The sequence below is a fragment of the Paenibacillus sp. OK003 genome, from assembly GCF_900109515.1.
GTDB lineage: Bacteria > Bacillota > Bacilli > Paenibacillales > Paenibacillaceae > Paenibacillus > Paenibacillus marchantiae.
Map to the genome: position 1 here is coordinate 400,184 of NZ_FOBD01000001.1, position 22,179 is coordinate 422,362.

16 protein-coding genes are annotated in these 22,179 nt (G+C 45.2%); 15 read left to right on the forward strand and 1 reads right to left on the reverse strand.

All coding sequences use genetic code 11. The features are described from left to right. The first annotated feature begins 1 nt into the window (after nt 1). From BMW94_RS01905 to BMW94_RS01925, 5 genes are all read left to right on the forward strand, one after another. The gene (locus BMW94_RS01905) at nt 2–787 is read left to right on the forward strand and encodes an ABC transporter ATP-binding protein (RefSeq protein WP_090993908.1); all 786 of its coding nucleotides are present in this window, start codon (nt 2–4) and stop codon (nt 785–787) included. Continuing rightward, a complete protein-coding gene (locus BMW94_RS01910; RefSeq protein ID WP_090993909.1) occupies nt 771–1,829 on the forward strand; it encodes a pyridoxal-phosphate-dependent aminotransferase family protein in 1,059 nt (352 codons plus the stop codon). Before BMW94_RS01905 ends, BMW94_RS01910 begins: the two co-directional genes overlap by 17 nt. A 2-nt stretch (nt 1,830–1,831) precedes the next feature. Beyond that, the gene (locus BMW94_RS01915; RefSeq protein ID WP_090993911.1) at nt 1,832–2,974 is read left to right on the forward strand and encodes an amidohydrolase family protein; all 1,143 of its coding nucleotides are present in this window, start codon (nt 1,832–1,834) and stop codon (nt 2,972–2,974) included. Between the two features lie 142 nt (nt 2,975–3,116). Continuing rightward, the gene (locus BMW94_RS01920) at nt 3,117–4,055 is read left to right on the forward strand and encodes a tyrosine-type recombinase/integrase (protein ID WP_090993913.1); all 939 of its coding nucleotides are present in this window, start codon (nt 3,117–3,119) and stop codon (nt 4,053–4,055) included. A gap of 46 nt (nt 4,056–4,101) precedes the next feature. Next, the gene (locus BMW94_RS01925; protein ID WP_175480552.1) at nt 4,102–4,848 is read left to right on the forward strand and encodes a toll/interleukin-1 receptor domain-containing protein; all 747 of its coding nucleotides are present in this window, start codon (nt 4,102–4,104) and stop codon (nt 4,846–4,848) included. Here the strand turns inward: BMW94_RS01925 and BMW94_RS01930 are convergent. Continuing rightward, a complete protein-coding gene (locus tag BMW94_RS01930; protein ID WP_090993917.1) occupies nt 4,775–6,286 on the reverse strand; it encodes an SIR2 family protein in 1,512 nt (503 codons plus the stop codon). The two genes, BMW94_RS01925 and BMW94_RS01930, sit on opposite strands and share 74 nt — an antisense overlap. Before the next feature lie 696 nt (nt 6,287–6,982). Between BMW94_RS01930 and BMW94_RS01935 the strand changes: the two genes are divergently transcribed. The 10 genes from BMW94_RS01935 to BMW94_RS01980 all read left to right on the forward strand — a co-directional run bounded on the left by BMW94_RS01935 (nt 6,983) and on the right by BMW94_RS01980 (nt 22,163). Beyond that, complete coding sequence (locus tag BMW94_RS01935) at nt 6,983–8,152, forward strand: glucose-1-phosphate adenylyltransferase (protein WP_090993919.1); 1,170 nt, start codon at nt 6,983–6,985, stop codon at nt 8,150–8,152. Between the two features lie 27 nt (nt 8,153–8,179). Then, on the forward strand, nt 8,180–9,283 hold the full coding sequence (glgD, locus tag BMW94_RS01940) for a glucose-1-phosphate adenylyltransferase subunit GlgD (protein ID WP_090993921.1): 1,104 nt from the start codon (nt 8,180–8,182) through the stop codon (nt 9,281–9,283). 358 nt (nt 9,284–9,641) lie between these two features. After that, complete coding sequence (locus BMW94_RS01945; protein WP_090993923.1) at nt 9,642–12,074, forward strand: glycogen/starch/alpha-glucan phosphorylase; 2,433 nt, start codon at nt 9,642–9,644, stop codon at nt 12,072–12,074. A 240-nt stretch (nt 12,075–12,314) separates the two neighbouring features. Continuing rightward, a complete protein-coding gene (locus BMW94_RS01950) occupies nt 12,315–12,773 on the forward strand; it encodes a VanZ family protein (RefSeq protein ID WP_090993925.1) in 459 nt (152 codons plus the stop codon). A gap of 120 nt (nt 12,774–12,893) precedes the next feature. Beyond that, the gene (locus tag BMW94_RS01955) at nt 12,894–14,585 is read left to right on the forward strand and encodes a glycoside hydrolase family 13 protein (RefSeq protein WP_090993927.1); all 1,692 of its coding nucleotides are present in this window, start codon (nt 12,894–12,896) and stop codon (nt 14,583–14,585) included. 89 nt (nt 14,586–14,674) lie between these two features. Further along, nucleotides 14,675–15,367 (forward strand): metal-dependent hydrolase, encoded by a 693-nt coding sequence (locus BMW94_RS01960; RefSeq protein ID WP_090993929.1) that lies wholly within the window; start codon nt 14,675–14,677, stop codon nt 15,365–15,367. 240 nt (nt 15,368–15,607) lie between these two features. After that, nucleotides 15,608–16,960, forward strand: coding sequence for a C4-dicarboxylate transporter DctA (gene dctA, locus BMW94_RS01965; protein WP_090993931.1), 1,353 nt, complete (start codon nt 15,608–15,610; stop codon nt 16,958–16,960). A gap of 313 nt (nt 16,961–17,273) precedes the next feature. Continuing rightward, on the forward strand, nt 17,274–18,995 hold the full coding sequence (treC, locus tag BMW94_RS01970) for an alpha,alpha-phosphotrehalase (protein ID WP_090993933.1): 1,722 nt from the start codon (nt 17,274–17,276) through the stop codon (nt 18,993–18,995). Nucleotides 18,996–19,024: 29 nt separating this feature from the next. Further along, nucleotides 19,025–21,037 (forward strand): PTS system trehalose-specific EIIBC component, encoded by a 2,013-nt coding sequence (gene treP, locus BMW94_RS01975; protein ID WP_090993935.1) that lies wholly within the window; start codon nt 19,025–19,027, stop codon nt 21,035–21,037. A 271-nt stretch (nt 21,038–21,308) separates the two neighbouring features. Beyond that, nucleotides 21,309–22,163 (forward strand): chemotaxis protein, encoded by an 855-nt coding sequence (locus tag BMW94_RS01980; protein WP_079694492.1) that lies wholly within the window; start codon nt 21,309–21,311, stop codon nt 22,161–22,163. Nucleotides 22,164–22,179 lie beyond the last annotated feature (16 nt).

Genomic DNA, 22,179 nt, shown 5'->3' on the forward strand with positions numbered 1-22,179 from the left:
GATGGAACTTTCTTTGCAAGTCCAGAATGTAACGGTTCAATATGGTGACTTTACTGCGCTGGATAACATCACACTAAATCTTCAGAAGCATACCACGCTTGGTCTTGTCGGTGAGTCCGGTTCGGGCAAGTCTACCCTTGCAAGGGTTATTGCCGGGTTAATTACGCCGGATGAGGGGCAGGTTTTGCTGGGGGATCAGCAATTAAAGAAGAAGAGAAGTCGTGAGCAGTATAAAAGCATACAGATGATCTTCCAAAATCCGGATGCTTCACTGAATCCCAAACATTCCATTCGGCAGATTCTTGCTGAAGCGCTGTTGTTTCATCGCATTGTAGACCGTTCACAGGTGGAGAAAAGATCGAGAGATCTCCTGGCCCGTGTCCAGCTGGAAAGCAGGGCACTGGACAAGTATCCGCATGAATTTTCCGGCGGTCAGCGCCAACGGATCGCCATTGCACGTGCATTAAGCGTAGAGCCGAGTCTGCTGATTGCGGATGAGCCGACGAGTGCACTGGATGTTTCCGTGCAGCGGAGTGTGCTCGATTTGTTCAATTCACTTAAGAGGGAACTTAATCTTACGTTTCTGTTCATTTCTCATGATCTTGGAGTTATCCATGCCATTAGCGATACGGTAGCAGTCATGCGGCAGGGTCAGCTGGTGGAGATTAGTCCCAAAGATCAATTCTTCACACGACCAGAAACGGCCTACAGCCGAGAGCTGCTGTCTGCAGTTCCAAAGATGCCGAAATCAAGTTCTTTAGGAGGTTTATATGAGCCAACAATATAAAGGGAACATACCCCTTACCCTGTCGGAGTACAATACACTTACACAATTACTCTCCAGGCTTTTGAAAACAAAGTATCCTCCGGTGATCATCCCGGGAGAGGCCATCTTGGGTATAGAGGCCGTGGCAGCTGGAATATCTGCACCGGGTCGTACGATAGTTAATGTCGTAACAGGGCCTTATGGCAGTTTGTTTGGTCAGTGGCTTGAACGCGGAGGGGCAACGGTTATCGAAGTCAAAGTTCCTTTTGATGAAGTTGTACCTGTGGAGAAGGTTACTGCTGCGATTGAAAAGTATCAACCGTCCGCTTTATCCTTTGTTCAAGCAGAGGTGGTTACAGGCGGGTCGAATCCCGCAGAAGAAATTATAAAGATTGCGCGTGCCCATAACCTGATTACAGTGAGCGACTCTGTCTCAGCGATTGGGGGAGAGCCTCTGCTGGTCGATGAATGGGGTGTTGATTTTGTAGCAGTGGGTGCACAAAAAGCCCTAGCCGGGCCTAACGGCATCAGCGCAGTAAGCATTTCGCCGCGTGGATGGGAATTTCTCGAATCCAATGCACATGCACCGCGCAACTCCATCCTGTCTTTGCTTGATCTGAAGCCACCCGGCGATGGGGCTTCATTCGTCCGCGTTCCTCCCAACATTCCAACGCTGGAAGCCAGAGCACTGATTTTGGCTTTGACAGCTGTTGAGTCTGAAGGCTTGGAGCAGGTGATCAAGCGTCATGAACAGGCTGCGTTGTCTGCTATAGCGGGAATTCAGGCCCTGGGTCTGGACCCTTGGCAAAAAGATAACAGAACATATTCGACTCTCACAACCACGGTTCGAATTTCCGGGGAGGAGAAGTTGCATATCGATCAGCCGATCGGCATCGTTGCTCCGGGGGATGGAGAACTTTTTGGTCAGCTTCTGCGAATTAATCATTTTGGAGTTAATGCTTCCTTAGCAGGTGTGGAGGAAGCTGTTGCGACCATTGCGGCATTATTGAATCAGGACCATGAGCAAGCAGTCCAGGCTGTTCGCCTCGTTTGGGGGAAATGAATATGACCCTTGTAAAATCGGAGGAGCAAAGCTTCAAACATATCTTTATAGCAGGCATTGAAGGCAAACGGTTCGATATCTCGATCCAGAATGGCCGGTTTGCATCTGTTACAGAATCCGTGCCGCAGAATGATGACGCATCGCTTCCGGTTACAGATTTATGGATAAGTCCCGGAGTTATTGATCTTCATACACATCTGGCCTGGACAGACTTTGACCATGCGGATCAATTGAAACGTGACAGCCACGAGGTTGAGGTGATGCAGGCGCAAGCTTTTGCAGCTACCCTTCGGACGGGAGTAACTACGGCGCGAGATGCAGGCGGATTGTTGCCAAGCACCGCTCGACATCTCTCTCAGCACTATCAACACCCCTTAAGAGTTGAAACCAGCAGTGAAATGTTGGGAGCGGCAGATGCCCGTGGTGTGAAGCATCTGGAACAACGGTTGAACGGAATTTTTGATACAGGCGCAGGATGGGTTAAAATCATGGCGACAGGTGGGCTGGGAGCCCCTACGGAACAAGTGCTCGATCCTGTTTTTTCGGAGGAAGAATTCGCGTTCATCGTTCGCCATGCCCATGCTCACCATAAAAAGGTGCTGGTTCATACCTGGGGTGGAGTGACGATAGACTGGTCTATTCAGGCCGGGGTGGAATCCGTGGAACATGGCATGTTCTTATCGGAGGATCAGGCCGGCAGACTTGCGCAGTCCCGAACAGCCTTTGTGCCCACCACATCGATATATCGTATTGCCGCAGATCCAAAAGGCGTGCTGGCGTTGCCTACTGTTATCAGTGATCGTGCTGCGCGCGCTGCAGAAGCTCATTCTACAGCCATCGGATATGCCAAAAGAGCAGGAGTTCGTTTCGGTTTCGGTACCGATTACGCCACACCTTCACTGCATGGCTATAATCTGCAAGAGCTGGATACGCTGATCGATTATGGCCTGACCCGGGCAGAGGCGTGGCAATCTGCGACGTCAAACGCTGCTGATATTCTGGGTCAGGGCAACGAATTGGGACAGATTGCAGAAGGTTATATTGCGGATGCTATTATTTTCAATGCCGATCCGTATCAAACGAAAAAGGCAGATCAGCTGCGGGAGAGCATTGTGTCCGTAACTATCGGGGCGCAGAAACCATAAATTGGTTTTTGCGTTTTTTCTTTTTGCAAGAAAATCAGGATTAACCAGTCTATAGCACTTTGGACATCTTCACAAATAAGCTCGCATGCGTAATAATGTAGGTCGAGCCATGCGACATATTATATCAACATCAGGAGGCACTATGAAACTCGGCAATCATGATTTGAATACATACATCAAGCAATATGAAATCTATTTAAGTGTAGAACGAAACCTGTCCCAAAAATCGATAAAAGCTTATCTGTCTGACCTCAACAGACTCGTTGAATGGTTTAATGACAATCAAATGTATGATGTAAACAGAGATAATTTAAAAAAGTATCTAGAACAATTAACAAGTGAGCAAACGCTTAAAGACTCTACCATTAAAAGAAAGTACATATGCTTTAAAGCATTTTTTAATTATTTGGTACAGGAAGGGGATATTGCTGAATCTCCTATTTTTGGTTTCGGAAGAAATTTCAAAACAGCAAAACGTATTCCGAAGACTCTCTCTGTGAATGAGGTTGAAAGGTTGTTAAACGCTCCACAAGAACATATGAAGCAATTACGTACAGAGTTTAGGAAACGAATTAACCTGCGCAATGATGCTATTATCGAGTTGCTTTACGTGATCGGAATTCGTATCGGCGAATTAGTGGGTATCGATATTGAACATATAGATCTGGAGGAAAAAACGGTATTGATCTTTGGGAAAGGTCGTAAAGAGCGTTTATTGTATATTTCCAGTAATGAGGTAATCCTCAAGATTAAAGCCTGGTTGCATCAACGTGAACATTTTGATCCCAATTCCAATGCTCTGTTTATCAACAAATATGGCGATCGACTTTCGATTTATTCCATAGAAGATATTTACTCGAAATACAGGGACTTATCTAAAGTCAGTAAAAAATCAACACCTCATTACCTCAGACATAGCTTTGCTACACACCTACTGAACAACGGGGCAGATTTGCGCTCAGTGCAGGAGATTCTTGGACATACGAACGTTAGTACAACTCAAATTTATACAGAGGTGTCTGTTGAACGCAAAAAAGATGTGCTCTCGCGGTTTAATCCGAGAAATAACTTAAAAGTGTAGAGTAAAACCTCCAAATAACTATAAATTATTTGGAGGTTTTATAGATTTGATTTCAAAGTTTGATTTTTTCTTTAGCTACTCAAGGTCTTCGTATGAAGGATTCAGTAAACATTTAATAAAAGATTTATCAACTTATGGAATTAAACTTTGGGTTGATATTCATAATGTTCCATTTGGTATAAACGTTCTAGAACATTTGAATGAGGTTCTAATTGAAACAAAGGAGTCTATTGGAGCAATTTTAATTATTAGTGATAGTTATTTCTTTAAAGAGTGGTGTCAAATTGAGTTTCAGTATTTCGTCAATAATAATATTCCTGTATTTCCGATATTATTTCAAATGACCAAGAAGGATATTCCTATGGAATACTCGTTTATAAAATCTCTAGATAGGGTAACAATTCATTCAATTAATGATGATAGTTATGAATATGCTATCAATAAAATTCTTACTGTTTATATTGAGAAAAATAAAAAGAAATACAATTTAACTAAAATTGAAAATACAATTTTTGAATCATTGATAAACAGTTATATAGAAACGCAGTATAAAGAATCTAATGTCATTTCTGCAAATAACATAGGGAGATACATTAATTACTTTTATAAGACAAACAAAATTGTCATTCCTAATTTCATTAATGTTTTAATAAACATAACGGAAATCAAGCTTCAATTTTATTTTAATGAAATGTTTACTCTTACTGACCTTGATGTTATTAACTTAGTGGGAAAAACTCTAATAGATTGTCATACTCAAAATCACGAATGTACTCTATTGTCTCTAAAATAGTATTAACTAACATATCAGGATCAGTTTCGGTATTTAATCGTGAGATAAACTTCTTTAAGTAATGAAAGTTATTGATGTTTAGTTCTATTTTTCCTGAAATGAACTTAGCAGCATATCCGGTCGCCCCGACTGGAATTATATACTTATTGTGTTCAAGTGCGCGAGAGTAATCACCTAGTACTCCCTTAGATACTTGAAGCTGTCCATCGTAGAAGTTATTTCCGAATAAGAATATTACTATCCCGACCTTCTTAATCATATCATCCTGGTACATTTTTTTTGCTTCAGTGTCTATATGATCGGCCTTACCCTTGATGAGGGGAAGCGTTTTTATAGATAAATACTTGCTTAAATCAACATTTTTCTCAGCAATGGCGTGTAGTGCACCACTTACTACTTGCGGACCTACTCCCTCAATTAAACCTGTAGAAATGTGATAGTCTTTTTTTATTAATCCTTCTCCTAGTTTACTCATCAAAATTGCAGCATCATGTTCAGTCCAAGCACCGTAATCTCTACAACTACCTGCTATGAAGATTCTTCTAGTGGCATTCTTCTTTTGAATTTGTGCTATTAATATAGGAATTTCTTTGTGATCATCTACAAATACAGTATTAATTCCAAACCTTTTCAAATCTTTTACTATGTGCCTTTGCTTCTCCATTTCATATAGACAATTGTCATATTCAACCTTCAGCTTTTTCTTTTCTGAAGTGTTGTCTGGGGTGTTTAAATATTTTTTTTCAATTTCTGAACTATCTATTCGTTTGGTTAAGCAATAATGTGTTCTAACATTTTTGGCTATTGCACGAATGGAGGATAATATCTGCAGAAAATCAGGGTCATTAAAACTATAGCCAATAAAGAGAAATGTTTTAGTTAAGAGTTGACCCGTGAGTGCGTTGATAAATAGTTGATGAGTACTATGAAAGGAACTATAATCATCTTTTGTTAAGACTATACTCTCTGGATTGCGTGAATCACCATGAAATTTATATATTGTCACATCAGAATTTTCTTTAGTTGTAGAGAAGTTTGAGTCAGAGATTTTCAGGTCATACTCTTTATTCTGTTTTTCAATACATTTCTCTATTATGTTGTCATAGTTAGTTGTCCAATACGTTTTAATTGGCATTGAAGCTAATATATCCATAGGGTCATTCTTTACATAATTATGAGAAAATTTTTGTAGAATGAGTGTTAATAACTCATGTTTACTTCCAGATCGACCATTCACGAAATATTGGGCAAGTGAAATTAAATCAGATTCCTTATCGACATCTAATTTAATTTCTCTAGCTAATTCTCGTAGAAGCTCTTTCCAATTAACAAAACCTGAATTTTGAGATAAACCAGCACCAGCAAAAATGGCGGCACTTTCCTGAAAAACAGCTTTTTCATAATCACGAATAAAAATTTCTTTGCTTATATCATCCATTAAACCCAAACCTTTCTTTTATTGATGTAGAACATAATCTTGTAAATTAAACATTACAGCACCTCATAAAGTCTTCTTAATCTTAGACCTCCAAATAATTTATAGTTATTAGTATGTAACTCCTCGATAGATTGCTTAATGCAATTCTAAGTCCTACTTTTATACCATATCTATAATTCGACACATTTCTATGAATTCCTCTAAAAATTTACAATAAAATCATAATTTCTGATTCAAAAGCCCTTTTTATACAATTTTGTAGGTATATAGATCCATGAACCTTGCAGTTTTACCATGAATTTTCCAAAAGGAGTTTGATCCCCTTTTATCGAATACAATATAAATAACAGCGGCACGGGAAAGGGTAATCTCACCCTTAACTTGTTGTTGATGTTTTCCAGTAAGATTCCCCAGTCCGTTTCGTGTTTAATGTTAAATAGGAGTAGTCTATTTCATTGTTCACGAGCTACACCTTAAGTTTTGCATCTAACATTCACCTCTGTAAGACAATCAAGGCAATTCTGCATGTATCGTCTACTTTCAGACATTACAAAGAACAACGTTTGGCTGCATTTCTAATGCAACACAGTCTGTACAGCATGCTCCTAATCATGACTAAAGTGTCCACACAACAGCATATCGGATTATGGGCTCTGAAATGAATTAGAACGAATGCACATGGAGGAGGCTGTAATGATGGCAAAAAAAGAAGTTGTAGCGATGCTGCTCGCTGGAGGGCAAGGCAAAAGATTAAAGGGATTGACCAAATCACTGGCCAAGCCTGCTGTTTATTTTGGCGGAACCTACCGCATCATTGATTTTCCTCTAAGTAATTGCTCCAATTCAGGCATCGACACCGTTGGAGTGTTAACTCAGTATGAGCCTCTGGTGCTGCACTCATATATCGGGATTGGCAGTGATTGGGACCTGGACCGCAAAAATGGCGGGGTATATGTGCTGCCTCCTCATGAACGTGAGGATGGAAGTAGCTGGTATCGTGGCACGGCGGATGCGATCTACCGTAACCTGAAGTTTATTGAACAGTTCGATCCTGAACATGTGCTCATTCTGTCTGGGGATCATATCTATAAAATGGATTACGAAAAAATGCTTCAATATCACAAGGACAAAGATGCAGACTGCACCATTTCGGTCATTGATGTGTCGCTGGAAGAAGCCAGCCGCTTCGGGGTGTTGAATACCTATGAGGACTACAGTATCTATGAATTCGAAGAAAAACCTCCTGAACCCAAGAGCACGCTCGCTTCCATGGGTATCTATCTCTTCAAGTGGGATGTGTTGAAACGTTTCCTGATCCAGGACGAGCAACAGGCATCCACCTCCTATGATTTTGGCAAAGATATCATTCCATTGTTGCTTGAAAATGAAAAATCACTATACGCTTATCCGTTTGAGGGTTATTGGAAGGACGTTGGTACCATTCGCAGTCTATGGGAATCCAATATGGATCTGCTGGATGAGGGTACGCCGTTTAATCTGAATGACCCGGACTGGCGCATTTTTACGCGGAATCCGAATCAGCCTGCACAATACATTTCACCATCAGCGAAGGTGCGAAATTGCATCATCAGCGAGGGCAGTGTAGTCCATGGAGAGGTCGATCATTCGGTCCTGTTCTACGGGATCGAGGTGGGTGCGAACAGTGCCGTAATTGATTCGGTCATCATGCCAAGAGTGAAAATTGGGCAAAATGTGCGTATTAACAGAGCGATTATCGCGGAAGGGCTGATCATTCCGGATGGCACACAAATCGCGCCTGCACCGGGTGATGAGGAGGATATACTGCTCGTGGACCAGGAAGAACTGGAACGCCAGCTTCGCGAGGGGATTTCGAGTAAAGCCTAAACAAAAGCCAAAAGGACGGTGCATGCGATGAAATCATTGATTGGAGTTATTAACCTTGACCATGAGCTTGAGGAATTGAAGGAATTGACGTATTTTCGCTGCGGTGCCGCCGTGCCTTATGCCGGTCGTTACCGTCTGATTGATTTTGTATTATCCAATATGATGAATGCAGGTATTGAGAGTATCGGTGTATTTGTTCGCAGGAAGTACCGTTCACTTATGGACCATCTGGGAGACGGCAAGCCGTGGGATCTGGACCGCAAGCATGGCGGCATGTTTATTTTGCCACCGGACTGGAACGATCCAACCGATACGTCACAAGGGGATTTGCAGCATTTTCACAATAATCTCGATTTCTTCCGCCGGGGTTCAGGGCAATATGTTGTCCATGCAGGTAGTCGGCACGTAACCAAAGCAGATCTGCAGGATGTGTACAGGTACCATATAAGCAAAGGCGCGGATGTAACGCTGGTCTGCAAAAAAGTGGATCAACTGCTGCCTGAGCATAACGCCTGTGTCAAAGTTGAAGATGACGGGAACGGTAATGTGGTGGACATTCACCAAAGCGCCGATCACCCGAATATATATACAGAAATTTTCATTATGGAAAAAGAACTGTTCCTGCGCCAGGTGCAGCGCTGCATCGCTCATGGGGAAAGCCATTTCTTCCGTGATGTAATTCAGAAAAACCCGGATGGCTTGAACATTGCGGCATATGCCTATGATGGCTATCATGCCGTGATCAATTCGATTGATAGCTATTACCGCAACAGTCTGGAACTGTTGAATAGCGGACTGTATGAGCAGCTGTTCAAGGAACAGCCTGTTCAAACCAAGATTAAATACGAGGCACCAGCCAAATACCTGGATACTGCCGAGGTGAAACATTCCTTGCTTGCGAACGGCTGCATTGTAGGTGGGGAAGTGGAAGACAGCATCCTGTTCCGTGGGGTGCATGTGGCGAAAGGTGCTAAAATTAAAGGCTCCATTATTATGCAAAAATGCTACATCGGAGAAGGCGCTGTTCTGGAGAACGTCATTCTCGACAAAGATGTGAAGCTAAGCGGCGGCCAGACGCTGATCGGCGACCCGTCGAACCCGTATATTCTGGCAAAGAGTACTATTATCTAATCCTAACACTTAACCGATATCATCTATAAATATATATAAAATAAAAATCCTGTAGGATGGATTTAAGGTTCATGGGCGAAAGTTGAAATGCAACTTCGATTGTGCCTGGCAACGTGCAAACGTAGTGGAGGGAACGAAATCGATTCTGAAGAAGCGTAGCGTTCGCCTTTGTCTCCAAATTTCAACCATGTATAAGGTTCATCAAGAAATTTGAGAGACAACAGCGATCGGAAGAACGATTCGTAACCGGAACGGGCTCTTAGCCGGAAGTGCAGCTTTGAAAGGTGTAGCACTCATGTGTAAGAAACAAGTATGAACCGCCACCATCCTACAGGATTTCACCGGGAGGAACCTTCTTTTGTTTGACAACAAGGAAACGTTCAAGAGTATTTTTAGACGCAATCTGGTCAGCAAATTAGGCAAACCATTAGCAGAAGCAACGCAGGAGGATGTCTATCACGTACTTGGAAGCATGATTCGCGAATATGTGGGTCAGGATTGGGCGGCGTCGAATCAGGGGTTTAAGCAGCGCCAGGATAAACAGGTCTATTACTTCTCGCTGGAATTCCTGATTGGACGTCTGCTCGGCAACAACCTGTTAAATGTGAATGAATTGGAACTCGTTCGTGACAGTCTGGCTGAACTGGGCTTCTCTTTGGAAGAAGTGGAAGAACAGGAGGCAGACGCAGGGCTCGGTAACGGAGGTCTGGGAAGGCTCGCAGCCTGTTTTCTGGATTCACTGGCTTCCCTCGGCTATGCGGGACATGGATGTGGAATCCGATATAAATATGGCTTGTTCGAGCAAAAAATTATTAACGGCAATCAGGTGGAATTACCCGATAATTGGCTCGAGAAGGGCAATGAATGGGAAGTGCGCCGTCCGGACAAAAAGGTGGAAGTACAGTTCTGGGGCCGTGTGGAAGCCTATGAACAGGATGGGCATTATCAATTTGTCATAAAGGATGCCGAATCGGTTGTAGCTGTACCTTATGATGTGCCTGTGATTGGTTATGGCCAGCCCCATGTAAACACTTTGCGATTGTGGAGTGCGGAGCCCAAGCGGGAGACTTCGCTCGATACACCTACGAACTATTACGGATATCTGGATTATAGCCGTTCGGTAGAATCGATTTCGGAGTTTTTGTACCCGGATGATTCCCAATACGAGGGCAAGCTGCTCCGTCTGAAACAGCAATATTTTATGTGTTCGGCAGGTGTACAGAGTGCTTTGCGTACATTTAACAAGCTGGAGCTTTCGTATGATCGATTGCCGGATAAAGTGGCGTTCCATATCAACGATACGCATCCAACACTCGTGATTCCCGAACTGATGCGGATTCTGATTGATGTCAAAGGTTATGGATGGGATGAAGCGTGGGATATTACGACCCGCACCGTATCGTATACCAACCATACAACGTTAAGTGAGGCGCTTGAAAAATGGCCTGTAGCCATGATTAGCAAGCTGCTGCCGCGCATTTACATGATTATTGAAGAGATCAACAAACGCTTTTGTGGCATGCTGCTAGAACGTTATCCCGGAGATCAGGATCGTATTCAGCATCTGGCGATTGTGGCGAACGATCAGGTGCGGATGGCTCATCTGGCGATTGTGGGCAGTCATAGCGTCAATGGTGTCGCGGCATTGCATACCGAAATTTTGAAAGAGCGGGAAATGGCTCCGTTCTATGCACTCTATCCCGAGCGCTTCAATAACAAAACCAATGGCATTACCCATCGCCGCTGGCTGATGCACGCCAATCCGAAGCTGTCGAATCTGATCACCGATACGATTGGAAGTGAGTGGATTAGGGAGCCGGGCAGACTGAATGAGCTGGTAGGTGTTGCAGGCGATGCTTCATTCCAGCAGCAGTTCCATTCCATTAAACGTAATAATAAGGAGCGACTGGCTGCGTACATCCTGGATCATACCGGAAAGGCGGTCAATCCGGATTCCATCTTTGATGTGCAGGTGAAAAGGCTGCATGGGTACAAACGGCAGCTGCTGAACATTCTGCATGTTATGCATTTGTATAACCGTCTCAAGAGCGATGCTTCGTTTGATATCGTGCCACGTACGTTTATTTTTGGAGCAAAGGCAGCGCCGAGTTATTATTTTGCCAAGAAAATTATCAAGTTGATTAACACGGTGGCAGATACGGTCAATCGCGATGCGGCCGTGAAAGATCGCCTGCAGGTATTTTTCCTGGAAAACTACTCGGTTTCTCTTGCCGAGAAAATCATTCCTGCCGCGGACGTCAGCGAACAGATTTCAACCGCAGGCAAAGAAGCCTCCGGCACGGGGAACATGAAGTTTATGATGAACGGTGCGCTAACCATTGGTACAATGGACGGCGCAAATGTCGAAATGGCAGAGCAGGTCGGTCAAGACAATATGTTTATCTTTGGTCTGAGTGCAGACGAGGTGCTTGATTATTACCGCTCCGGCAGTTATCGGCCGAATGAGATTGTGCAGCAGGATGAGCGAATTCGCGAGGTCGTGGAGCAACTGGTACATCCGGGAGCGTTCATTGACCGTGATGGTGAATTCTGGGATATTTATGATTCCTTGCTGGCACATGGAGACGAGTACTTTGTATTACGTGACTTTGCTGCCTATGCGGATGCGCATGCTGCCATTGATTTGGCCTACCGCGATGTAGCGGGCTGGACACGCAAGGCGGTGCTGAATACCGCTCAATCTGGCATTTTCTCCAGTGATCGCACCATCAGTGAATATGCGACGGACATCTGGGGCATTCATCCGGTGTCCGGACACTGGAAAGGTTAAATAATTATGGTTTAACAATCAAATCCCCTTGTACACTAGGTTGATCTCTGTTGGGTTCATCTACCTTCATCAGAGATCACTCCTTGTTGTACAAGGGGATTTTGGTATGTTGAGAGTTGGAATAGCCTGTTTTCATGTATGTATGGAAGTCCACGCCTGAGCAGCTGGACATGAAGATTGATATCCCTTTAAAATAGACCTTACCGCTGTGCGGAAAAAAAGGTCGGAGGATATGAGGAAATGAACGAAGGTTCATGGTTTTACTCCAGATGGATGCTCACAATCGTCGCATGTATGGCATTGTTATATGTGTTGATTATGGGTAACCTGCTCTTTGTGAGCGGGAGAACGCCTGGGATGAATTATCAATATAATCTGGTACCATTAGAGACAATCAAGCCTCTTCTTTTTGAGAAGAACAGATACCATACGGAAGCCTGGGTGAAGAACCTGTTCGGGAACATTGTTATGTTCATCCCGCTTGGGATATGGATTCCTTGGTTATTCCGCAGGTGTCGAACGTTTTTACCATTTACAGGTATTGTCGTCTTACTTTTGTTAGCTGTTGAGATTACGCAATTGATTACCCGTGTGGGTTCGTTTGATGTCGATGACATTATTTTGAATACGGTGGGTGCCTGGATTGGTTACATCGGGTTTGTCTTATTTATATACTCACAGAGAAGGACTCGAAATTAAACTGCGAATAGCAGTTAATGATCGGGTCTTTTGGTGTTCATGGATCTTTTCTGTTTATAAGAGGCACATTTCGGATAAAACATACTAACGGGTTATATAGTAAAGAGTGATGAAAGCGAGGTGGTCTATATCGTTTGGTGGAAAGAGAGTGTGGTGTACCAGATCTATCCCAACAGCTTCAAAGATTCGGATGGGGACGGTCAGGGTGACTTGCAGGGGATATATGACAAGCTCGATTATTTGACTGATCTGGGCGTGGATGTAATTTGGATTTGTCCAATCTACGATTCACCTGGTCATGATAACGGATACGATATCCGTGATTATTACTCCATTTTACGCAAGTATGGCACGATGGAGGATTTTGACCGTTTGCTGGCTGAGGCGCACAAGCGCGGTCTCAAGATCATGATGGATCTGGTGCTGAATCATACGTCGGATGAACATGCGTGGTTTGCCGAGTCACGTTCATCGAAAGTGAATCCGAAACGGGATTATTATATTTGGCGTTCAGGCAAAAATGGTCAGGTTCCAAACAACTGGGAGTCCTACTTTGGGGGTTCTGTGTGGAAGCTTGATCCGGAGACGAATGAATATTATTTGCATCTCTATACAGAACACCAGCCTGACCTGAATTGGAACAATCCGCAGATGGCAGAAGAGATGTATGAGATGGTGCATTGGTGGTTGGAAAAGGGTGTGGACGGTTTCCGTTTCGATGCGGTGGCGCATATCGCCAAGGCAGAGGGGTTACCCAGCGCACATAATCCGGATAATCTGCCGGTCGTTCCTGCGTACCAGCTTTTTTCCAACCTCGAGCAGGTGCATTCGATTCTGAATAAACTTAACGACATGATCCTGAAGCCTTATGGTCCAATGACTGTTGGGGAGACTTCCGGGCTTGGACCGGAACAGGCGCTGTCCTATGTGGGGACAGATCGGAATGAGCTCAATATGGTGTTCCAGTTTGAGCATATGTTTGTGGACGCTCAATCGTCAGGAATCGGCAAATGGAACGTTCGGGAGTGGAAGCTGCCCGAGCTGAAAGAAATTATGAGCCGCTGGCAGACCGTGCTGCATGACAGAGGCTGGAATGCCAATTACATGGGCAATCATGACCAGCCGCGTCCGGTATCCCGTTTCGGTGATGATGGAAAGTACAGGGTGCGCTCTGCCCAAATGCTGGCTACGTGGATGCTCACTCTGGAAGGTACGCCTTACATTTATCAAGGGGAAGAGATCGGCATGACCAATGTTGCTTTCCCTAATATTGAGGATTATCGGGATATTGAAACGATGAATTATTATCGGCAGCATATTGGACAAGGGCGAGCGAAACATGAAGTCATGCAAGCGATCTGGCGCAAAAGTCGTGATAATGCACGTACACCGATGCAGTGGGATGATACCAAACATGCCGGATTTACCGATGGTGAGCCATGGATACAGGTGAATGAGAACTATCCTGAGATTAATGTGGCGGATGCCGAACGTGATCCTCAGTCCATTTTGCATTATTACCGTAAACTAATCGCACTTCGCAAACAACATAAAGTTCTTATCTATGGGGTGTATGAGCTGCTTTTGCCGGATGATCCCGATATCTATGCCTATACCCGAACGCTGGATGATGAGCAGATGCTGGTTATTCTGAATTTCCGCGAACATGAGCCGGAGATGGAATGGCCTGAGGGATGGAATCAAGAAAATGCCAAGACGGTCATCAGCAATGTCAGCAGACGTTATTCCACCGATCAGGGTGCGATTTTTCTTCAGCCCTATGAAGCACGAGTTTACCGAATGCAGCGATGAGGTGTCATTTTGCTTTGGCGAAGAGTTTTGAATTATAATATGGGTTGAAAATCAAACCAAACGAACGCATATGTCAGGAGGATACCAAGTTGCTGAATATTACGTACCACGGACACTCCAGTGTACAACTGGGCACAGAAGAGAAGTCGTTGATCATTGATCCTTTCCTGCGTGGCAATGAACTTGCTGTCACCAAGCCGGAAGACATCAAGACCGATGCCGTTTTACTGACACATGCACATATGGATCACATTTTGGATGCTGAACCGATCGCCAAGGCCAACAATGCCAAGGTGGTTGCGATTGTGGAACTGGCTACATATATGTCATGGAAAGGTCTGGACACTATAGGCATGAATATGGGTGGAACGGTGGATCTTGGCTTTGCTCAAGCTAAAATGATTCAGGCTTTCCATACGTCCGGGATTGTGCTGGAAGAGGAACAACGGATCATGTACGCAGGATTGCCTGCAGGATATATTATTAACATAGGTGGCAAAACCATTTTGCATGCCGGTGACACTAGCTTGTTCGGTGATATGAAAATGATTGGTGACCGCCATGATATCGACGTAGCACTACTGCCTATTGGTGGACATTTCACCATGGGACCGGAGGATGCTTTGCAAGCCGCTGAATGGTTCAATGCGAAGCTGACAATTCCGGTGCATTATGATACGTTCCCGGTGATTCGTCAGGATGCCGAGAAGTTTGTGGAGCAGCTTGCTTCCAAAGGTCTGGAAGGCCGTGTGCTGGCACCGGGACAATCCCTAACCCTGTAATGCTCTTTTAATCACTGTTCAATCATAAAAGCAATACAAAGCTAAAGACGAATATCACGTCAAGATAACTGACGTGATATTCGTCTTTTTTCGGTTCCAAGTTCAATTTAGCACGCCATAGTTGGTCCGAATGACAAAAATCTTGAAATCCCATTGTTGAGGTTCAAGCTGCAATGTTATAAAAAATTACACGGAAACCAAACGGAAATCCGAATTGATCGAAAAACAGGGGGAGCGTTCATGTCATTTGTGAAATCATTGTTTTTTCAAATTATTGTAGCGGTTATCATCGGGATTGGTGTAGGCATTCTGTGGCCTGATCTGGGCAGTCTGCTGCAGCCGCTCGGAACAGGTTTCATCAAGTTGATCAAAATGATCATTGCTCCATTAATCTTTATGGTGATCGTGACAGGCATTGCCAAAATCGGTGATCTGAAATCAGTCGGACGCATTGGGTTTAAAGCTATTCTGTGGTTCGAAATCGCTACGACGGTTGCGCTGGTCCTTGGACTCGGCACAGCGAACCTGCTTCGTCCGGGTGCAAGCATGAACGTGGACCCCTCGACCCTTGATGCAAGTGGCATCGAAGCCAAAACCAATGGCTCTGAACTGCCGCATGTCGTCGACTTTATCATGAACATTATTCCAACAAGTGTTGTAGATGCCTTTGCACAAAATGCATTGCTGCAAGTGCTGCTCGTTGCCTGTTTGTTCGGGGTAGCATTAGCAGCAACGGAAAGTAAGGCGAAGGAGAATGTGCTGACGCTGATTGAAAATGTATTGGGAATCCTGTTCCGCATTATTGGGTACATTATGAAACTGGCACCGATCGGAGCATTCGGAGCCATGGCGTACACGGTTGGAGCGTATGGGGCATCCACACTGTCCTCCTTCGGCTTGCTGATTATTGCCTGTTACGGAGCAGCGTTACTGTTTCTGGTGATGCTTGCACTGGCTGCCTGGTGGATTACAGGGCTGAACTTACTGCAATTTGTAAAATATACACGTTCCGAAGTGATGCTGGCGATTGGCACAGGTTCCTCGGAAGTCGTTATGCCCCGCATGATGGACAAGCTGACCAAGGCAGGCTGTGACCGTGCTGTCGTCGGTCTCGTTGTCCCGACAGGGTACTCGTTCAATCTGGACGGAGCCTCGATCTACCTATCGCTAGCGACGGTTTTTCTGGCTCAGGCGGTTGGCATCGATCTGACACTGGGACAAGAGATTACGATTTTACTGGTGTTAATGCTTAGCTCGAAAGGTATGGCGGGTGTACCCGGCTCCGCATTCCTTGCTCTGTCTGCTACAGCTGTTGCTCTGAATGCATTCCCGGTAGCTGCAGTTGCCTTATTGCTTGGTGCGGATCGCTTCATGGATACGATGCGAGTATTCACGAATTTGATGGGCAACTGTGTTGCGGCATTTGTCGTGGCGAAATGGGAAGGGCTGCTGGACCAAAAACGCATGCGGGCTGTGCTTTCCGGGGAGATTAGTGCCGAAGAGCTGGAGAGAGAAGAACAAGCGTCCTTGTCCTCGGTGAAGTTGAACAAAAGGGAACAGGGGAAAGGAATGGTTTCGATGGACATGTTGTAAGAAACAGGAAGTGAACGAGCTTCGTATGAATTTTTAACTCATCATATTTTTAAATTTAAACCATCTGTTTACCCGCATGAAATTATGGGGGAACAGACGGTTTTTTTCATTTTAGATACAGATATCATGGAGTTCTCGAACGCAAGCAGCAAAATAAGTGTTACAGAGGAATCATTAATGGGGAATGTGTAGAAGAGGAAAAAGATAGCATATTGAAGTTTCAACTTGTATATACATGTTTAGTTATGTAATATATAAATGAAGTTAGGCCAAGAGAACCACATAAGCAATACAATTTATTGGAGGCGTTAACATGAGTTCAACCAACACAACTTCATCATCGTGGTGGAAGACTTCCACGGTGTATCAGGTATATCCCAAGAGTTTCAACGATACAACTGGATCGGGTACCGGAGACATTCGGGGATTGACCGAAAAGCTGGATTACTTGCAGCACCTCGGTATTGATATCGTGTGGCTGCAGCCCGTATATGTCTCACCACAGCATGATAACGGTTACGATGTGGCGGACTATTATCGGATTAATCCGGATTTTGGTACGATGGAGGATTTTGACGAACTGCTTAAAGGTCTGAAGGCACGTGACATGAAGCTGATGATTGATATCGTGGTGAATCACTCTTCTACGGACCACGAGTGGTTCCAGCAATCACGTTCTTCCAAGGATAACCCATATCGCGATTATTATATTTGGAAGGACCCCGCTCCGGACGGCGGTGTGCCGAATAACTGGCAATCCAAGTTCGGCGGACCTGCATGGCAGTATGATGAGCAGACAGGACAATATTTCCTGACGTTGTTTGACAAAACACAGGCTGATTTGAATTGGGAGAACGAGCAGGTACGCAAGGCAGTACGGGACATGATCAAGTTCTGGGCGGAGAAGGGTGTAGATGGTTTCCGTATGGACGTCATCAATCTGATCTCCAAGGACCAGCGTTTCCCCGACGATGATGGTAGCGTTTCCCCAGGCGACGGACGTAAGTTCTACACCGATGGACCACGTGTGCATGAGTACATTACAGAGATGTATGAAGAGGTGTTTGGACCACACAATATGGTAACGGTTGGGGAGATGTCCTCCACTACGCTGGAGCACTGTATCAAATATTCAAACCCTGCTTCCCGGGAATTCTCCATGACGTTTAACTTCCACCATCTGAAAGTGGATTATCCGAATGGACAGAAGTGGGAACTGATGCCTTACGATTTTGAAGCGATGAAACAGTTATTTAGTGAGTGGCAGACAGGTATGCAGGCAGGTGGGGGATGGAATGCGTTGTTCTTGAACAACCATGATCAACCGCGGGCGTTGTCTCGTTTCGCAGATGATGGCGATTACCGTGCTGAGAGTGCCAAAATGCTCGCTACGACCATTCATGGCATGCAGGGAACACCTTACGTATACCAAGGTGAAGAGATCGGGATGCCGAATCCAGTCTGGAATGACGTTAGCGAGTTCCGTGATATTGAATCGACCAATATGTACCGACTGCTTCAGGAAGAGCGGGGCAAATCCGCCGAGGAAGCATTCCAAATTGTGAAAGAGCGTTCACGGGACAATTCCCGTACACCGATGCAGTGGGATGGAAGCGAAAATGCCGGATTTACAACGGGTACACCGTGGATCAAAGTGGACGAACGATATCCGTCGATTCATGTGGCCCAGCAGATGGCTGATCCGAATTCGATCTATTATCATTATCGCAAGCTGATTGCTCTGCGCAAACAGGTTCGTGTGCTGACCGACGGTCTGTATGAACGTTTGGACGATGCACATCCGGATGTATTCGCATATGCGCGGACCAATGGAAGCGAGACGCTGCTTGTGGTATCCAACTTCAGCAAGCGAGACGTAAAATTTGCTTTCTCAGAAGCCGTCTGGAACGACCACATTGCGGATAAATCCGCAGAGCTGCTGATTGGCAATACGGAGGTATCGCCTGCACTTGAGCAAGAAATCTCCCTGAGCCCGTATTCATCCTATATGTGGCTTGTACCGCAACAGGACTAATTCACATTATATAAATGGGAAGTGACAATATGGCAATGGATAAAAAACAGGTTGAGGAGATCGTTCGCGCGGTCGGCGGCAAAGATAATATTGAAGCTGCAACGCATTGTGTCACACGCCTCCGGTTCGCCCTATACGACGAAAGTAAAGTAGATACGGAAAGTCTGGAACAGAACGATCTGGTCAAAGGCCAGTTCTCCTCTCAAGGACAATTCCAGGTAGTCATCGGACCTGGGCTTGTGGATAAAGTGTATGATGAAATGATTCAGATTACCGGAGGCGAACGCGCTTCCAAGGATGACGTGAAGGCCGTTGCGGGTAAAAAGCAAAACCCGATTCAGCGTGCGATCAAAACGCTATCTGACATTTTCATCCCGATCCTGCCAGCCATCATCACGGCCGGTCTCTTGCTCGGTATTAATAACATTCTGACAGGACCAGGCATATTCTTTGATGGAAAATCACTGGTGGATGTGTATCCGGCATGGAAGGATCTCGCATCTATTATTAATACCATCGCGAGCACAGCCTTTACCTTCCTGCCTGCGTTAATCGGTTGGTCCGCGGTAACAAGGTTCGGCGGCAGTCCGTTGCTCGGGATCGTCCTTGGTCTGATCCTGGTACATCCCGATCTGCTGAGTGCTTATGGCTACGCCAATGCAGTTAACGAAGGCACCGTGCCTACGTGGAATCTGTTCGGCTGGCATATTGAGAAGATCGGTTATCAGGGGCAGGTTCTGCCAGTATTGGTGTCAGCTTATCTGCTTGCCAAGCTGGAGATCTTCCTGAACAAAAGGGTTCATGATTCGATCAAATTGCTGGTCGTTGCACCTGTCACTTTATTGATTACCGGATTCCTGGCATTTACAATCATTGGTCCAGTTACATTTGCCATTGCGAATGGAATTACGTCCGGCTTGATCTATATTTACGATTCATACGCGGCTCTGGGCGGTCTGATCTATGGTGGACTGTACGCATTGCTTGTTATTACAGGAATGCATCATACATTCCTGGCGGTAGACGTACAGCTGATTGGTAGCCAAGGGGGAACGTTCCTGTGGCCGATGCTGGCATTGTCCAATATCGCGCAAGGTTCTGCCGCACTTGCCATGATGCTCGTGCTTCGTGAGAAGAAAATGAGAGGACTTGCGGCAACTTCATCCGTTTCAGCCTTCCTCGGGGTAACCGAGCCGGCGATCTTCGGGGTGAATATCCGTTATCGTTATCCGTTTATCTTCGGTATGGTCGGTTCTGCGATCGGCGGTGTACTGCTTACGATGAATAATGTTCAGGCAACCTCTATCGGTGTAGGTGGCGTACCTGGATTCCTGTCCATTTTCCCGAACAAATGGGGAGTCTTCTTCATCGGTATGGCGATTGTACTAGTTGTTCCATTCGTACTGACTGTTATTTTCGGAAGAGCGAAGTTGAGAAAAGAAGACCGCAACGCAGATCAAGCTACTGTAGCTGGTGGTCATACAACTTCAGCGAAATCAGCTTCTGGCACAACTACCACAAATGCAGTTGCAGAGCCACGCACACGCAGTGCTGCTCAGGTGGCGGATGAGCCTGTGAATACACTGGAAATCATGGCACCATTAACGGGTACAGCTGTTCCACTGGAACAAGTACCTGATCCGGCATTTGCAGAGAAACAAATGGGTGAGGGGGTTGCCATTGAACCTTCCGGCAATCAGGTCGTTGCCCCGTTTGACGCTCAGGTTGCCCATGTCATCAAGAGCAAACACGCTGTCATTCTTGAGCACGCGAGTGGCTTGCAGATTCTGATTCATGTCGGGATCAATACGGTTTCACTTAAAGGCGAAGGTTTTAACATGCACGTTGAAACTGGAGAGAAGGTAAGAGCCGGGCAAACGTTGCTTGAATTCGACCGCAAAGTGATTGAAGCTGCGGGATATCCGCTCATTACGCCAATCATTATTCCGGACGGTCAGGACATGGTTGATCGAGTGGAGGTCACTACTGGTGATGTAACATCCAACCAGAACGGTGTGCTTAAGGTTCATTTGAAAGGCTAAATTGACGAACAAATGGGAGCTGCGATATTCGCAGCTTCTTTTTTATCCTGATACGGAGATCAAGCTGAACCCATGCCATTTTTATGGAGTGACTCTTTATGGATTTCGTTTTTTTTATTTATAACGTGGTAAACTGTAGCTAGAATGTATGTGGCAAAGTTTCATGTTCACAGCGATCGGAAAGCTTGTTCATCAGGACTATGCATGTTCAGGTTGATAAATTCATATGGTTCAAAGAGAGTGGCTAGTCAATGGACGGAGGAGGAGAGCCATGACTCGTGTTGCGGTAATGGTCATTCATGGTCTGGGTATGCAAAAGGAAAATTATGCGGATACACTGATTTCGCGATTGCATAAGGAATTGGATCAGGTTATGGTGTTGCCGGGAGCAGCCAAACAGATGCTGGATATTGAGCCCGTATTTTGGGCTGACGTATTTGAGGATCGGGAAGAGGCGCTGTTTCAGCAGCTTGTCAGCTCTCAGGGATTGAACTATCAAGTGCTGCGTCGATTTGTTATACATTATCTGGCTGATGCAGTCGCGTATCAACCTGTGGAAAATCAAGGGCATAACTATGATGCGGTACATTATACGCTGAATCGGGCGATGCACGCACTTGCACAACGAAATGGGCCAGAAGCTCCACTCTGTATCATTGCACATAGTTTGGGAGCTGTGATTGCAAGTAATTTCTTCTATGATCTGCAATATCCGTCTAGTCGAACGCCCTCCATCGTGGATGTTACTTCCGCATTGGAACGGGGAGATACCTTAACGAGCTTTTATTCCTTTGGAACGACATTGCCATTATGGAGCTTACGGTATCATGATTTTAGCCGGCCGATTCAGGTACCTTCACCGTTGGCAGGGCAGTACTTTCCTGGGCTTGAAGGGGAATGGATTAACTTTTATGATCGGGATGATATTCTGGGTTACCCACTGCGACCTATTGATCCGGCCTATGAGGCAGCGGTCAACGAAGACGTGGAAATTAACTCTGGCGGTGTAATTGGGAGCTGGAATCCGTTGAGTCATGGTGGATATTTCTCGAATGGAACCATGAATCGGAGAATTGCACAGGGTTTGGCTCGAACGTGGACGTGGGTGAATCGTGGATCAAGTTAAATGTCAGATATGAAGG